The sequence below is a fragment of the Rhizobium sp. BK098 genome, from assembly GCF_014193155.1.
Taxonomy (GTDB): Bacteria; Pseudomonadota; Alphaproteobacteria; order Rhizobiales; family Rhizobiaceae; genus Rhizobium.
This window is the reverse complement of sequence record NZ_JACHYY010000016.1, coordinates 1-14,534: the sequence shown is the minus strand read 5'-3', so window position 1 is coordinate 14,534 and position 14,534 is coordinate 1. Positions and strand designations below refer to the sequence as shown.

Genomic DNA, 14,534 nt, shown 5'->3' with positions numbered 1-14,534 from the left:
GCGCCGCTAACCGACGAAGCCGGCGTAATTTTCTCCGGTAATTCTGTGCATGATGGCCGAGTATGCCTCGTGATTCTGATCGCCCGCCAAGACGCGCCCGAGCGACGGCTGCGCGAAAGCCGACATGGGCAGGAGGGCGAGCGGCGTCGAGACGGGTGTGAGATGTGAGCCCTGCCCGGCGCGCAATGTCATCAGCAGACCGAACATCTCGCCGGTGATACTGGGCCTCGACAATATCGCCATGCGATACTGCCCGGACGAATTCGTCACCAGGTAGATATGCCCCGACAGGTGCGGCACCGACACCGAGCCCTGCTGTGAAAACGAGGCATCGCTGCGCTCGCGTTCCCGGAAGCTCAGACAGGTCCGTTCTCCATCCCAGGCGATCTCGGTGCAATAGGCGAAAATTGCCTTCGCATCGCCGAAGGACGGACGAAGCGTTAGATAAGTGCCCTCCAGCCAGGAAACCGAGGCGCGGGAATAGGCACCAAGCTCCTCGGGGGCATGGCCGGGCTTGTCATTGACAACGGTCGCTTGCGTTCCAGCCGGCTCCCGCAGGACGACACCCATCGCCTGCTCCAGCCGAATGAGGGTCGCGAGCGTGAAAGGACGGTGGCCTGAAAGAGCCTTCTCCAAGGTCGAAAGGCTGATGCGGGCATCGTTGGCAAGACGCTGCCTGGAAATGCGCCGTCGGGCGATCTCCTCACGAACCCGCGCGGCCACGGCGCTGTTCTGGCTGTCGGACAGATAGGGGTCGCCCTGGACCATTCCTTCGTTTCCTGTTTGCGTAATTTTTTTCACAATTCCACACATGGCCGTAACCGGCAAGACCGTTTGCGGCAAGATGCGGACGAAACAGGGCAAAGCTTACGCTGGCGAGAAAATAGCCTTTGTTCACAATGGCTTCAGTCAATCCACCAGCGAACAAGGAGCCTGTCATGTCAGCCTCGCCAAACGTCTCGCGCTACCAGAAGCGGCAAAATTTCCTCATCAGATTCGGCCTGCTGCTCTGGTTCAGCAATGCCATCCTGCTGCCGGTGCTTGCCGTCATTTTCGCACTGCTGCATCCGCTGGAATCGCACGCGCAACCGACAGCCTTCGTCACGCCGAACGAAATGGGCACCGGCAGCCTTCTTCTTCAGACCAAGGACGAAGGAAAATATATAGAGGCGCCCCGCCTTGCGACCGATGTCGATCTCGACGTCAATGGACCGACGGCACGCGCCGTCCTCACGCAAGCCTTCGAGAACACGACCGACAAATGGGTCGAAGCTCTCTACGTATTTCCTCTTCCGGAAGACAGCGCCGTCTATTCCCTAAAGATGATTGTCGGCAACCGGGTTGTTATCGCTGATATCAAGGAGAAGCAGGCTGCGCGCGCCATATACGAGAAAGCGCGCAGGGAAGGAAAGAAGGCCTCCCTGGTCGAACAGCAACGCCCGAACGTCTTCACCAATGCGGTCGCAAACGTTGGCCCGCATGAAAAGATCGTCGTTCAGATCGAATATCAGCAGTCGGTCCGTTTGGCGGACGGCCGCTTCTCCCTGCGGGTGCCGCTGGTCGTCGCGCCGCGCTATAACCCGCAGGACGCATCGCCCATCACCCAGCAAGCCGATCTTAAGGCCGGCTGGGGTCAGTCCAAACAGAGCTCATCGCGTAAGGTCAGCGACAAGCCTGTCTCGGTGCCCCTGATGGCACCTGGCGACGACCGCACCAACCCTGTCACCCTCAAAGTCAATCTCAATGCCGGCTTTCCGCTCGATGACGTCAAAAGCCTCTATCATTCGGTCAAGATCGACAAAGTAAGCGACACCGAGCGCCGGATCGCCCTTGATGGCGATGCGACTGCAGATCGCGACTTCGTGCTCGAATGGAGCGCGATCGCAAGCAATATGCCAAGCGTCGGTCTCTTCCGCGAGCATGTCGGCAAGGATGACTATGTGCTTGCCTATGTGATGCCGCCGGCGGTGGCAACGCCGCAGAAGGCGGGCCGCGAAGTGGTCTTCGTCATCGACAATTCCGGGTCGATGGGCGGCACGTCGATCGAACAGGCGAGGGCGAGCCTCGATTATGCCCTGTCCCGGCTTGAGCCGAATGATCGCTTCAACGTCATCCGCTTCGACAACACGATGACCAAATTCTTCCCCGATTCGGTCATGGCGACGGCTGAAAATATCGCCTCGGCCCGCCGCTTCGTCACCGGCTTGGAAGCTGCCGGCGGAACGGAAATGCTGCCACCGCTTCAAGCAGCACTCGACGACAGCTATCAAGCGAACGGATTGCGCCAGGTCGTGTTCCTGACCGACGGCGAAGTCAGCAACGAGCAGCAGCTTCTCGATGCGATCGCGAAGTCGCGCGGGCGCTCTCGCATCTTCATGGTCGGCATCGGCTCGGCGCCGAATACCTACCTGATGAGCCGCGCCGCCGAACTTGGCCGTGGCAGCTTCACCCACATCGGTTCGGTCGCCGAGGTGAACGAGCGCATGCGCGCCCTTTTCGACAAGCTGGAGAACCCCGCCGTCACCGATGTCGCCGCTGCCTTTTCGGAGAAGAATGTCAGCCTGTCATCCAACCTCCTGCCCGACATCTACCATGGCGAACCGCTCGTTCTGGCGGCCCGGATGCGAAAAGCAGCCGGAACCCTGACCGTCAGCGGCAAGATCGGTGACCGTCCGTGGACGATTTCCCTGCCGCTCGATCAGGCAAGCAATGCCAAGGGTATCTCGAAGATCTGGGCACGGCGTCAGATCGATGATGCCGAGGTCAATCTCACGCTCGGCAAGATCTCGCAGGCCGATGCCGACAAGCATATCCTGCAATTGGCTCTCGACCATCATCTGGTCACGCGCCTCACAAGTCTCGTCGCCGTCGATACCAAGCGTCTGCGGCCGACAAACGCGCCGCTGACACAGGCCGACATTCCATTGCAGCTTCCCGCGGGCTGGGATTACAACAAGCTCCTCGGCATCGGTGCAATGCGGGATGCGACGGCTGGCAGCAGGCACGGGCAGACAGCCGATGAGCTGCAGGGTGCGGATGGCGATGCGGAGCTCGAGCCAATCTCCGCACCGGCTCCGGCCAGCGTTCCGCTACCGCAGACCGCAACGCCGGGAATGCTTCTCATTCTCCAGGGATTGCTTGCTCTTCTGTGTGGGGCTTCGCTGCTGTTCCTGGCATCGCGAAGGAGCCGGGCATGATCGCCGCCACTCGCCTCCAAACCATGGGGAGCGCGCCAGCGCGCTCCCTTCTGACTTTTGCCGCCGGCATTTTCATCGCCGCCGGTCTCTTCCTCGCCGCGCAAGGCGGATGGATCTACGCCAAGGCGGCTTTGGCGCAAGTCCTTCTGGAACGTGCCTTTGCCGAGAGCGTGATATCAGGCGCACCGATCAAGCCCTGGAGCTGGGCCGATACCTGGCCGGTGGCGCGTATTGAAGTTCCACGCCTTGGCGTTTCCGCTATCGCCCTGAAGGGTGCAAGCGGCCAGGCGCTTGCCTTCGGCCCAGGCCATCTCGACAATACCCCGCAGGCAGGCGAAGAGGGTACAGCGGTCTATGCAGCACACCGCGATACCCATTTTACTTTCCTGAAAGATATCCATGTGAACGACCGTATCCGCATCACACGCAGCGATGGCCGGACCTTCACTTTCCACGTGACTCACATGGCGATTGCCCGCTGGGACAAAGCAGAGATCGACCCCGATGCGCGTGGCGCCCATCTCGTCCTGGCGACATGCTTTCCCTTTGACGCCGTGACCTCGGGGCCACTTCGCTATCTGGTCTATGCCGATCTCGAAGAAACGATGGCGAAATAGACCACGGCCAGCCATATGGAAATCTACCCTACCCGCTGTTGCGGGTAGACGCTTGCGAGTAGCGCGCGTCCATGGGTGCGAGGCCGTTGGCATTGGGTTGCGTCAGGATACCATAGAGTTCCGGGCGGCGGCCTCTTATCCAGCGCTGGCCCGTACATTTGTCGAGCAAGGCCAGATCGATTTCAGCGCTCACCCTCGCATCGGTCGCCGCCCAGGTTTCTGCCAGGATGCGACCATAAGGATCGAGGATCATGGCATTGCCGGTGCGCACTTCGTCTTCATCCTGTCCGACGCCATTGCTGAAGACGAGGAACATTCCATTGTCGTGGGCGCGCGACGGCAGCCAGCGCATGAACCACTCCCGGCCGTTCGGACCTCGAAATTCAGCCTCGATCGCCTGCGGATCTTCGTGACGATTGATCCATTTTTCGACCGGTATCCGCTTAAGCCCGTGCGGACTAACCGAATGGCCGCCGCCGGCCTGATGTGGAGCGATCAGCAATTCGGCGCCAAGCAGCGCCGTGGCGCGCGCATTCTCGATCAGATTATTGTCCCAGCAGATCAGGATGCCGGCACGAATTCCCCAAGGTGTGTCGAAGACCGTGAAGGCATCGCCGCTGGAAATAAGGCGATGCTCCCAGGCATGCAGTTTGCGATGGCGATGGATGTGTCCATCCGGCATGCAGACCGCGTAACTATTATAGAGCTTTCCGTTTTCACCCAGCTCGAGGAAGCCGGCGCCGATCGCGATGCCCTTCTCCCGCGCCAGGGCAGCTACTCGACTGATCGAGGGACCGGAGAGCGGCTCAGCCAGCGCCTGCAGCGCAGGACCATCGAGCTTGGGAACATGCCAATATCCACAGATGCACATCTCGGGAAATACGACGAGCTGATTATCTGCCTGAACGGCTTCCTCCGTGAAATGCTCTATACGCGAGAGATTGTAGGCCTTGTCATTGGCCCGATGCTGAAACTGTACGGATGAAATTTTGAGCGTCATGTCGATTGCTCCTTTCGTCATGAGCCTATTTGACCACGCGCCATCTCTTTCGTAAAATGACTTTATCGATTAAAATTATTCCTGGACAGAATGGAAATAAAGCTTCTCCGATCCTTCATTCAATTGATCGACACCGGCCACTACGGCAAGGCTTCGGCAAAATTGTTCGTCACCCAGTCGACCCTTACCAAGCAGATTCAGGCTTTGGAAGCTGCAATGGGCGGAGCGTTGTTCGAGCGCGGCCGCCATGGCGCCAAACTGACGCCTCTCGGAGAACTTCTGCAGCGCGAAGCACGTCCGCTTCTCCAATTGAACGACGACGTCGACAGGAAGATGCATCGCGCGATAGCCGGCCTTAGCGGATATCTTGACATCGGATTTGGAATATCGACACTTGCCGTCGCACCACGGCTGATCGCCGGTTTTCGTGCGGCGACACCGGATTGCAGCATCACGCTCAACGACCTGCCATCGCGGGAACAGCATCAGCGCCTGCTCGACGGCCGGCTCGATATCGGTTTCTGCCGCGCGCCGGAGGACGATCGCGGCTTGGCTTTTATGCCCGTCGTCGAAGAGCATCTAGCCTTGGCGCTTCCAAGTGGGGTGACCATGCCGGCCCAGGATCGGCTGGCGGAGCTGAACGAACTCGGGTTTGTTGCACTTTCGCCGTCGCGCGGACCGGGACTGGATGACCAGATCAGGCGCTGGTGTTCGCTTGCCGGTTTCGAGCCTCGCGTCGCCCAATATGCCGACGACATACTGACCGTGCACGCCATCGTTTCTGCCGGCCTGGGCGCGGCATTCCTGCCTTGGCATGGCGTGCGGGCATTGGCGGGGTCCATCCGCACGCAATCTCTCTCAGGACCGGAATCAAAATGGCCGGTAGGAATCTGCTGGCATCGCAAACATACGAGCCCCCTGTTAGCCGGCTTTGTAGATCATGTAACGAAGAATCTGGAATTCGACCACCCAGCCTCAGAGTGGCAATCGGGATAAAGGCCTAGCTTGCATCGGCATTCTGCGATGCAAGCGATCGCTCTCGTTGCCGGCAATGAGGTTATGCATCCAACCCCGTTCTCCGAAAGACGCTAAACGTGAGACTGCCCGACCTCGTCGTCGGACGGTTCGAGTGCCCTGATGCTCAAAACGAACCATGCAGCCAAAGCATTGTCGGCATACCCAGCACCGCCACTGCGATCATCACTGAAACTGCCATCTTGATCGCTTTGATGCGCCGTGCCCTGACGCCGCTCCAATCATAGTTCAAAGTTACTAACCCTCACAAATCATTAATGATTCGCAAACTAGGGCCGATCCAACTTTCGACAAGGGAAGGCGGTGATTCGTCCACAGCGGATATTTTCAATGGCCGTTACATGAACTTATCCAGCCTTTATCCATGGCAGGCGCACAGCGCCCGGGGGGTAACAAAAGACGGCAGAGCCTGATCCGCTCAACGCTCCAGGCATGCCGAACGGCTATATGCTCGCTGCCTGCACTTGTGCCATGATCGCTGAAAGGGAAAGCCGGAGATCCTGTGTGAGAGCATCCGCACGAAGCCGACTCACACAGCCCCATTCGGTGATTCCCGTTGTCGAAATCGTTACAATCTTAGCCGGATAGAGATCGGCAGATCGGCGGCAACGACATTATGCAGTCAAAAGCGTAAGCCTTCATCCGCAGTTATTTCCAGCGGGTGGCTGCAGAAAGTGCAGGAAAGACAGCGCGTTAAACGGCCCGGCCAAAGTCCTGGCTGTCACACGCTGACCGTTCATTATCCGTTAATCTCTGGACGGCCTGACAGAATCGTGTTCTATGTTCTGGCGGGCAAATGTCGGCAAACCGGCGACAGGCCGCCAAGAGGGATAAATGGCGATAGCGAGCCGCACGGAGACAATAGCTCCTTCAAAGGAAAATGCAGCCAGCAAGATCGCGCGGCACGCAACTGTACTGTCTGGTCAGCTCCAGCAGCTCAGAACGCGTATGTATCCGCCGAAATCCGAGAAGATGCTACGCCAGTTCCTGACCAATGAAGTGTCAAAGCTCACGTCTATCCCGGATTCGACATTGAAGCTGATGTCGAGTGAAGGCCGCGGTCCTGTTCCCAGCCGGTTGGAGAACAATCACCGGGTCTATACGCTTGCCCAGATCAACGAATTGCGGGAACTGTTTGCCAAGCAGAAGCCTACGGAAGCGCTTCGCTTCCTGCCTCGGCGCCGACCGGGCGAACATCTGCAGGTCATGGCGATTGCCAACTTCAAGGGTGGCAGCGCCAAGACGACGACCTGCGTTCATCTCGCGCATTATCTCGCACTGCATGGCTATCGCGTGCTTGCCCTCGATCTCGATCCGCAGGCATCGCTTTCGGCCATGTTTGGCGCGCAGCCGGAAATCGATGTCGGCGCCAACGAAACCATCTATGCGGCACTTCGATATGAGACGGCCGAAAGGCGTCCCATCCGCGAGATCATTCGCAAAACCTATTTCGACGGCATTGACCTTATTCCAGGCAACCTGGAGGTCATGGAGTATGAGCACGAGACCCCTCGCGTCCTGGCTCAAAAATCCGGCTCGGGCGTGATCTTTTTCGAGCGCCTTAAGCTAGCGCTGGCGGAAGTCGAAAGCGATTACGACATCGTCATCCTCGACACGCCGCCGTCGCTCGGATTTCTGACCCTCAGCGCTATTTATGCCGCAACGAGCATGATCATCACGGTACATCCGGCCATGCTGGACGTGGCATCGATGAGCCAATTCCTGCTCATGATGGGCGACCTGATCAGCGTGCTCAACGAAAGCGGTGCGCAGCTCGATCATGATTTCATTCGCTATCTGGTAACGCGTCACGATCCGAACGATGCGCCACAGTCCCAGGTCGTTGCGATGTTGCGCCATCTCTTCGGCACCGATGTCTTGTTGCCGACGGCGATAGAGAGCACCGCAGTCGAGGCCGCCGGACTTGCCAAGCGCTCCCTCTACGAGCTGGAAATGGGGCAGATCGGCCGAGACACGCACAAGCGCGCGCGTGAGGCCGTCGACGCCGTCAACGAGGCGATCGTGCAACTCATCAATGCAAGTTGGGGACGTGGATGAGCAAAAGCCCGAGAAAATCCATCGTCGCCAGTTTCGGTCTGCTCTCAGCGGAGTTGGAAAGCAGCGAAAACAAAACGGATTCATCGCCGCCGGCCCCTGCCCCCGCGCAAGCCGGCCGTGTCGGTGCCGGTGTGATCGGGGCCGCGCATCGGGCGATCGGTGACATACGCGCCGAGCGTGACCGGCTGCGTGCCATTGTCGAATCCGGCGAAGGCTGGATACAGGACCTCGATCCTCAGGTGATCGATGCTTCTCCTTATCCGGATCGCCTGCCTGACGATGATCCTCAGGATTTCGAGAGATTCAAGCGTTCCATTGAGGAAGAGGGCCAAAAGGTTCCGATCCAGGTTCGACGGCATCCCTCTTCAAGCGATCGATATCAGGTCGTTTACGGCCATCGCAGATGGCGGGCTGCTCTAGAGCTCGGTCGCACCGTCCGTGCCATAGAAGTCGAGATTTCCGATCTCGATCTCGTTCTGGCGCAGGGCATCGAGAATGCCAGCCGGCAGGACCTGACATGGATCGAACGCGCCTTGTTTGCCTCGCGCATGGATGATGCGGGCATCAAGGCGCGCCACATCTATGCGGCTCTCTCGATTGAGGATGCGGAGCTTGCGCGAATGCGGAGTGTCTATCGCGCAATTCCGGCAGATATCATTGAAGCGATCGGCAGGGCTCCGAAGATTGGCAGACCGCGTTGGCTGGATCTGGCGAAGGCCATATCCGCAGCCCCGAATGCTCTTGATGTGGTGCGCGCCGCTCTCTTGGATGCAAACAGGGCCAATGAAACCTCGGACCAGCGCTTTCAGGTGGCGCTGAAGGCAATCAAGCCTCCGTCTGAGCCGCGCAACACGCAAATTGCGATTTCCGATACATCCGGAACTAGGTTGGGTGTGTTCATGACCTCCCCTCGGGAAGTTCGAATTTCTGCCGAGGGCAAACTGGGTACGGAATTCGTGAGATTTATCGAGGAGGAGTTGCCCGATCTTGTCGAGCGCTTCACTCGTTTCAGAGACAAACGCAACCCCTGACAGCTGTCAGGGTTTTCTGATTGGAAAGGAAACTAGCAAAAGAAAAAAGGCCCCCAAACGTTGCCGTCGTGGAAGCCTTCTCTTCAATGTAGCAACTGAAGAATCGCATTTCCCCGAATCACAGTCAAGAGTTTTTGGCACCGTTTTTGGTGATCGTATTTCTTTTGCCTCTTGAAGGTGAAGAAAATGCAGAACGGAAGTGTGACGACGCCCTTTGGGCGGCGGCCGATGACGCTTGCCTTAATGAGACGGCAGGTCGCCACGTCCGCGATCGAACCAAACAAGACGGCCGATAAATGGAAAGTCTTTCGAGACATATCCGAAGCACGAGAAAAGCTCGGTCTGCAGGATCGCAGCCTGGCGGTACTCGACGCGTTGCTGAGTTTTTATCCCGACAATGAGCTTCGTCAGGACGCCAAGCTCATCGTCTTTCCATCCAATACGCAATTGACCTTACGAGCCCATGGCATTGCAGGCGCCACGCTTCGCAGGCATCTGGCATTTCTCGTCGAGGCTGGCCTGATCGTTCGTAAGGATAGCGCCAATGGCAAGCGCTATGCGAGAAAAGGCCGAACAGGCGAGATCGAAAACGCATTCGGCTTCGATATCTCACCGCTGTTGTTGCGCGCCGAAGAACTTGCAGTCATTGCTCAACAGGTCGTGGCTGATCGGATCGCCTTTCGGCGGGCCAAGGAGAGCCTGACAATTTGCCGGCGCGACGTCCGTAAACTGATTGCGGCGGCTATCACGGAAGGCGTCGAGGGCGACTGGCCTCGGATCGAAGAAATCTATAGCGCCCTCCTCGCGCGCATTCCTCGCTCCCCGACGATGTCTGAGATTACCTCTATTCTCAGTGATATGGAGCTACTGCGCGGCGAAATCATCAACCTGCTGGAAAAACAGCAAAAAATTGAAAATTATAGCACCAATGATGCCCATGGTGAGCGCCACATAAAGAATTCGAATCCCGAATCCTTTAATGAACTTGAACCAGGCTTTCGAACAAAGTTGGAAGCAAGATCTCGGAAAACGGACGAGCGACAAAAAGAGCCGATGCGCATCTTCCCGTTAGCTCTCGTGCTGAAGGCATGCCCCGAAATTAGCTCCTATGCCCCTGCAGGCGTGATCAGCAATTGGCGAGATCTCATGTCTGCAGCCATCGTGGTACGATCGATGCTGGGTGTCACGCCCTCGGCCTATCAGCAGGCTTGCGAGACGATGGGGCCGGAAAATGCCGCCGTGACGATGGCCTGCATTCTCGAGCGATCAGGGCATATCAACTCAGCCGGTGCTTATCTACGTAATCTTGCAGGCAAGGCAAAACGCGGCGAATTTTCACTTGGTCCGGTACTTATGGCGTTGCTTCGCACAAACGCGGGGTACGGCGATATCGTATTAGAAGTTTCATGACATATCAGATCGGCTTGCTGAGATGCGCTGGTTCCGAGACACCAACGGTACACGATCGGAATGAGCCTTCGGGTCAACACAGGAAAGAAGCACCAGGATATACATCCTCTTGTGCGATATGGCTGCGGCAAGCCATTCAGCTTTGGCCATCGAACCTTGCCGACGGCCAAAGCTGCACATTGGATTAGCGGCAGACGCGCTCCTTGCGAACTACCCAATGGCCATGAACCCTATGCTTTACGGTCTTCACAAAGCAATTGTGGTGATGACGATGAAATGGAGCTGCCTGGGAGGGAGCGCTGACGGCAACGACCGAAGCCAGGGCGATGGCAGTGGAGAGAAGCAGGCTTTTCATGTGAAACCTCATAAGCATTGGGGGTGATGCTGCGTGTTTACGCATGACTTTGATGACTGATTAAGGCTTAACCGAAAATGAATAGCACCCTTACGATTTTGTAATGAACTTTAGCGCCAGCAACTCGCTCGACGAATTTTCAAAAGGGGTAGAATTGAGCTTCAGAGATTAGATCCCGGCTTAATCGACAATACGCAGTGCATTATGTCTCATCACTATTCCAGCGAGATCGAGTCATTGGAACGGTCATGGACGAATGTGGGAACGAAACCGGCGAATAAGTGCGCTCGGATTACTCGCTCAGACACCTATTTTCTTCTCTACTGAAAACGAAATCGGAGCTAGTGGGTGCACATTCCCGCCATCGCTAAAAAGTTTAGTCAACCCGGTATCGCTTATGGAAGCTAATACCCATATAGCTTCAGGATGAGAGATTTTCGTTGAAAAATCCGACAGTTAGACAGTGGCGAATTCGGGTATGAATAGCGAGGCGCTCCGCTTGTTTTGTGATGTATAGCAAGGCAGGGGAGGGAATAGTCAAGCAAATTGTCGTTCAGCAACATCTTTCATATGGCCTGCAAACGGAGACGTATTGTCTTGCGCAGAAGGTCGATTGCTTCGGAAACGGTCGGTCCTTCGATCGGAGGCGGCAGCGCGCGTTCGCAGAACTCCCGCCAGACGAACAGGGTTAGTTCGGCGCCGTCCGTTTCGCTTTCCGCCTCCCCTTCCGTAAATTGCCCGAGGAGCCGATATCGGGCGTCTCGCCAGAACAGTTTCTCGACCCACTCATAGATAGGAATGATATGGAAATGAAAAGCGAGTCCGGAGCTGTGACCATAGCGCCCGATATAGACGCGCGGAACGCGGAGTTCCTCTTTCAGGGCAGCTTGAGACAGCGCCAACAACGGACCGATTTCGCGCAAATCGTCATCGGATAAGTCCGACAGATCATCTGCAGATATCTTCGAGGCAACGACAAGATAGCCGGGGAGAGCAGAGTTCGCGCGATGACCTACAACCCATCCGTCGGTTTCAGCGATGAAAAACTGTGAAGCGGGCCTCATTTCGGATCTCCCGTTCCTGCTATTGTTCGCCGGCTATTTTTACCCCGCGTCCAGCGCAAAAGCGGTGTGGAATTCGGTGGGCATGAGCTGGCCCCCTTTATTGGTCTGAATGAAGGGGCAGACAGTATGGTCCTTTCCATTTGCAATTCTTACTGGGCGCCCGGCAGATTACACCGAGGAAATAGACGGCGGTAACGATATGATGTGAAGTTCTCTAGCGTTGACGGCACCTCAAAGTCGTTTGTAGTGGCTTCGGAAAAGCTCTCTCCAGTTTCGCGCTCACAACAAACCCTGACAGCTGTCAGGGTTTTCCAATAGGCGTATGTGGGAGGCGGTATGGAAAGATCTACCCTGCGTAAGGCGACGGGCCGGAAGACAACATATGTCATGCTGCCTATCAATAAGCTTTGACCGCAAACCCTGACAGCTGTCAGGGTTTTGATTGTACGGGATTCCTGGCATTGATGCGCCATGCGGCAGAGCAGAAACCCGGTCAGTCTTGCCAGGAGGATTTCGGCGGGAAGATAAACGGCAGGCTGAATCACGCGGGCGGACCGCCATTTTATCCCGCGTGGCTGCAGCTGCAGCGGCGTCCGCCGCCGCAGCCACGCTTCGGAGCGAGCGTGATCCTTAATATGCGGCCAGAAAGTTCGATCCGAAATCCGGCTCAACACCGAGCAGCGGCGCGGCGTGGGCAATGATGTCGTGAACCATGGGTGCCGCCGTGTTGGTCGCGAAGGTTAAATTGTGTTGGCCTGTCAGCGGCTGGTCGACGAAGGCCAGCACCACGTATTTCGGGTTATTCATTGGAAACGCCGCCAGGAATGAATTGAAGCTGAGCTTGTGCGAGTAAACCCCGTGGATGACCTTGTTTGCGGTGCCGGTCTTCCCGCCGACGTGATAGCCGGGGACGTCGGCAGGTTTGCCAGACCCTTGCTCACCGTTCAACTGGAAGAGGTAGCGGATCGTGTCGCTGGTGCTCTTCTTGACGATCATCGTTTCGGTCTTTTCCGCCTCTTCCTGCGTGCGCGGCAGGAAGGTCGGCTCGATCAGCTTGCCGCCGTCAATGAGGGCGGCACCCGCGACGGCGGTTTGCATCGGCGTGGTGGCGACGCCGTGGCCGAACGCTATGGTTATGGAGTTGAGCTTCTTCCAAACTCTTGGCTGGCTCGGCGCTTTCACCTCAGGCAGTTCCGTCTGCATTTTCGACAGCAGACCGAAGCGGGTCAGGTAGCTCTTCTGGATGGTCATGCCCACCTTGTCCATCATTTTGGCCGTGCCGATGTTGGACGAATAACGGAAGATTTCCGGGATCGACAGGACACGCCGCGGCACGTCGCGGTCGTCATGGATGGTGAAGCCGCCGTAGTGCAGGGGAGAGCTGGCGTCGAAGGTGTCCGTCAGCTTGACCGTGCCGGTATCGATGGCCATCGCGATCGAGAAGGTCTTGAAAACCGATCCCATCTCGTCGGTGCCGTTCGACATGCGGTTCAGCCAGCCTTTGACATCAGTCTGCGGATCGTTTGGATCGAAGTCGGGTGCCGAAGCCATGGCCAGGACTTCGCCGGTGTGGATGTCGAGAATGACGGCGCCGGCCGCCTGACTCTGGTAGCGGCCGATCGCATCCGACACCACGTCGTGGACGATGTTCTGAACGCGCAGGTCGATCGAAAGCCGCACGGGCTCCAGTTGGTCGCGGCTCGTCAGGCCCGTCGATGCGAGATCCGACAGGCCCTGCATGTCGAGATATTTCTCCATGCCGGCGACGCCGTGATTGTCGATATCGACATAGCCGAGAATATGGGCAGCGGTTCGTCCGCCCGGATAGAAGCGCTTGACCTCAGGCCGAAATCCGATCGCCGGAATGCCGAGCGCCAGGATTTCGCTCTGTTCCTTCGGCGTCAGCTGCCGGCGCAGCCAGGCAAAATGCGAGCGGCGATCAGCAAGCTTCTTATAAAGGGATTTGCGGTCGATATCGGGAAAGATCGAGGCGATTTTTTCCACTGCCTCGTCCGGATCGATTACACGGTTGGGCTCGGCAAACATCGAAACTGTGCGGATGTCCGTTGCAAGCAATTCGCCGTTTCTGTCGACAATATCCGGACGCGCGGCGCTGACATGATCCGGAGGAATTGCCGAGGTGTCGGTCCTCGGCTCCATGTCGAAATAGGTAAGCCTGGCGAAGATCGCCACATAGCAGACGAGCAGCCCACCCGCGAGCATCATGATACGCGCTTTGGCAAGTTTCGCCTGGCCCGTCGCGCGCACCGGCGGGCGCTCGCGGCCCACAGGACCAAAGGTGATTCTGATGAGGCGACCGCTATTTGCGCCGAGGGCGTGGATGATCGACATGAACGATAATTCGCAAAAACTGGGAGGGCGGGTTTGCCTCTCGATTAACAATCTTTAAACGCAAGATGGTTAACAGGAGTCTAATCATAAGCTCCCATTACCATCCTCGTGCGTGAAAGAGAGTGCACCAAGCGGACTTCCGGCCGGCAAGTGATAAAGTGGAAATGCTAGTGGGAAGGACACTTTCTGAAAAGCGACGATTGGCGTCCGGAGGACAACAGTACGTCCAGGCGCCTTACAGTAGTATGCGAGGCAGATTTTGGGACTGGTAGCCCCTCTACCCAGCGTCTACCCCTTCATCTCTCGTCCCCATGCACCGTTGTTGGTTTTCACGCGGAACAGAGCCGGTTTTTCCACCGAGAAGTGAGCCACGTTTAAATATGGTTTTCTGATCAGGCTTTGGTCAAGGGATTGG

Annotated in this window: 11 protein-coding genes; 6 read left to right on the top strand and 5 right to left on the bottom strand. The window is 57.3% G+C overall.

What is annotated here, in order from left to right; all coding sequences use genetic code 11:
- Nucleotides 1–6: 6 nt before the first annotated feature.
- Nucleotides 7–768, bottom strand: coding sequence for a helix-turn-helix transcriptional regulator (locus FHT73_RS26875; protein ID WP_183716057.1), 762 nt, complete (start codon nt 766–768; stop codon nt 7–9).
- Between the two features lie 170 nt (nt 769–938).
- On the opposite strand from FHT73_RS26875, the gene FHT73_RS26870 reads away from it, so the two are divergent.
- Both FHT73_RS26870 and FHT73_RS26865 read left to right on the top strand, forming a co-directional pair.
- Nucleotides 939–3,197 carry a marine proteobacterial sortase target protein gene (locus tag FHT73_RS26870; RefSeq protein WP_183716055.1) on the top strand — a complete coding sequence of 753 codons (2,259 nt, stop codon included), beginning with the start codon at nt 939–941 and terminating at the stop codon, nt 3,195–3,197.
- Nucleotides 3,194–3,814 carry a class GN sortase gene (locus tag FHT73_RS26865; RefSeq protein WP_183716053.1) on the top strand — a complete coding sequence of 207 codons (621 nt, stop codon included), beginning with the start codon at nt 3,194–3,196 and terminating at the stop codon, nt 3,812–3,814. The genes FHT73_RS26870 and FHT73_RS26865 overlap by 4 nt, the downstream gene beginning before the upstream one ends.
- A 28-nt stretch (nt 3,815–3,842) precedes the next feature.
- On the opposite strand, the gene FHT73_RS26860 is transcribed toward FHT73_RS26865, so the two are convergent.
- Entirely contained in the window at nt 3,843–4,814 is a 972-nt protein-coding gene (locus FHT73_RS26860; RefSeq protein WP_183716051.1) for a nitrilase family protein, read from the bottom strand.
- Nucleotides 4,815–4,904: 90 nt separating this feature from the next.
- On the opposite strand from FHT73_RS26860, the gene FHT73_RS26855 reads away from it, so the two are divergent.
- The 4 genes from FHT73_RS26855 to repC all read left to right on the top strand — a co-directional run bounded on the left by FHT73_RS26855 (nt 4,905) and on the right by repC (nt 10,348).
- Nucleotides 4,905–5,810, top strand: coding sequence for a LysR family transcriptional regulator (locus FHT73_RS26855; RefSeq protein WP_112420499.1), 906 nt, complete (start codon nt 4,905–4,907; stop codon nt 5,808–5,810).
- An 873-nt stretch (nt 5,811–6,683) separates the two neighbouring features.
- Nucleotides 6,684–7,907, top strand: coding sequence for a plasmid partitioning protein RepA (gene repA, locus FHT73_RS26850; RefSeq protein ID WP_183716049.1), 1,224 nt, complete (start codon nt 6,684–6,686; stop codon nt 7,905–7,907).
- Nucleotides 7,904–8,938: a plasmid partitioning protein RepB gene (repB, locus tag FHT73_RS26845; RefSeq protein WP_112611004.1), complete on the top strand. Its 1,035-nt coding sequence runs from the start codon at nt 7,904–7,906 to the stop codon at nt 8,936–8,938. The genes repA and repB overlap by 4 nt, the downstream gene beginning before the upstream one ends.
- A gap of 186 nt (nt 8,939–9,124) precedes the next feature.
- Complete coding sequence (repC, locus tag FHT73_RS26840; RefSeq protein WP_112611002.1) at nt 9,125–10,348, top strand: plasmid replication protein RepC; 1,224 nt, start codon at nt 9,125–9,127, stop codon at nt 10,346–10,348.
- Between the two features lie 184 nt (nt 10,349–10,532).
- On the opposite strand, the gene FHT73_RS26835 is transcribed toward repC, so the two are convergent.
- From FHT73_RS26835 to FHT73_RS26825, 3 genes are all read right to left on the bottom strand, one after another.
- Complete coding sequence (locus FHT73_RS26835) at nt 10,533–10,703, bottom strand: hypothetical protein (RefSeq protein ID WP_181476491.1); 171 nt, start codon at nt 10,701–10,703, stop codon at nt 10,533–10,535.
- 566 nt (nt 10,704–11,269) lie between these two features.
- Nucleotides 11,270–11,767 (bottom strand): HIT family protein, encoded by a 498-nt coding sequence (locus tag FHT73_RS26830; protein ID WP_112611000.1) that lies wholly within the window; start codon nt 11,765–11,767, stop codon nt 11,270–11,272.
- Between the two features lie 630 nt (nt 11,768–12,397).
- On the bottom strand, nt 12,398–14,119 hold the full coding sequence (locus FHT73_RS26825; RefSeq protein WP_112610998.1) for a penicillin-binding protein 2: 1,722 nt from the start codon (nt 14,117–14,119) through the stop codon (nt 12,398–12,400).
- Nucleotides 14,120–14,534: the final 415 nt, after the last annotated feature.

Excerpts from the sequence above, each read along its gene's own strand:
- FHT73_RS26855 (WP_112420499.1), top strand. The coding sequence starts at position 4,905 with ATGGAAATAAAGCTTCTCCGATCCTTCATTCAATTGATCGACACCGGC.
- repC (WP_112611002.1), top strand. The coding sequence starts at position 9,125 with ATGCAGAACGGAAGTGTGACGACGCCCTTTGGGCGGCGGCCGATGACG.
- FHT73_RS26875 (WP_183716057.1), bottom strand. The coding sequence starts at position 768 with ATGGTCCAGGGCGACCCCTATCTGTCCGACAGCCAGAACAGCGCCGTG.
- FHT73_RS26835 (WP_181476491.1), bottom strand. The coding sequence starts at position 10,703 with ATGAAAAGCCTGCTTCTCTCCACTGCCATCGCCCTGGCTTCGGTCGTT.
- FHT73_RS26865 (WP_183716053.1), top strand. The coding sequence starts at position 3,194 with ATGATCGCCGCCACTCGCCTCCAAACCATGGGGAGCGCGCCAGCGCGC.
- FHT73_RS26870 (WP_183716055.1), top strand. The coding sequence starts at position 939 with ATGTCAGCCTCGCCAAACGTCTCGCGCTACCAGAAGCGGCAAAATTTC.
- FHT73_RS26825 (WP_112610998.1), bottom strand. The coding sequence starts at position 14,119 with ATGTCGATCATCCACGCCCTCGGCGCAAATAGCGGTCGCCTCATCAGA.
- repB (WP_112611004.1), top strand. The coding sequence starts at position 7,904 with ATGAGCAAAAGCCCGAGAAAATCCATCGTCGCCAGTTTCGGTCTGCTC.
- repA (WP_183716049.1), top strand. The coding sequence starts at position 6,684 with ATGGCGATAGCGAGCCGCACGGAGACAATAGCTCCTTCAAAGGAAAAT.
- FHT73_RS26830 (WP_112611000.1), bottom strand. The coding sequence starts at position 11,767 with ATGAGGCCCGCTTCACAGTTTTTCATCGCTGAAACCGACGGATGGGTT.
- FHT73_RS26860 (WP_183716051.1), bottom strand. The coding sequence starts at position 4,814 with ATGACGCTCAAAATTTCATCCGTACAGTTTCAGCATCGGGCCAATGAC.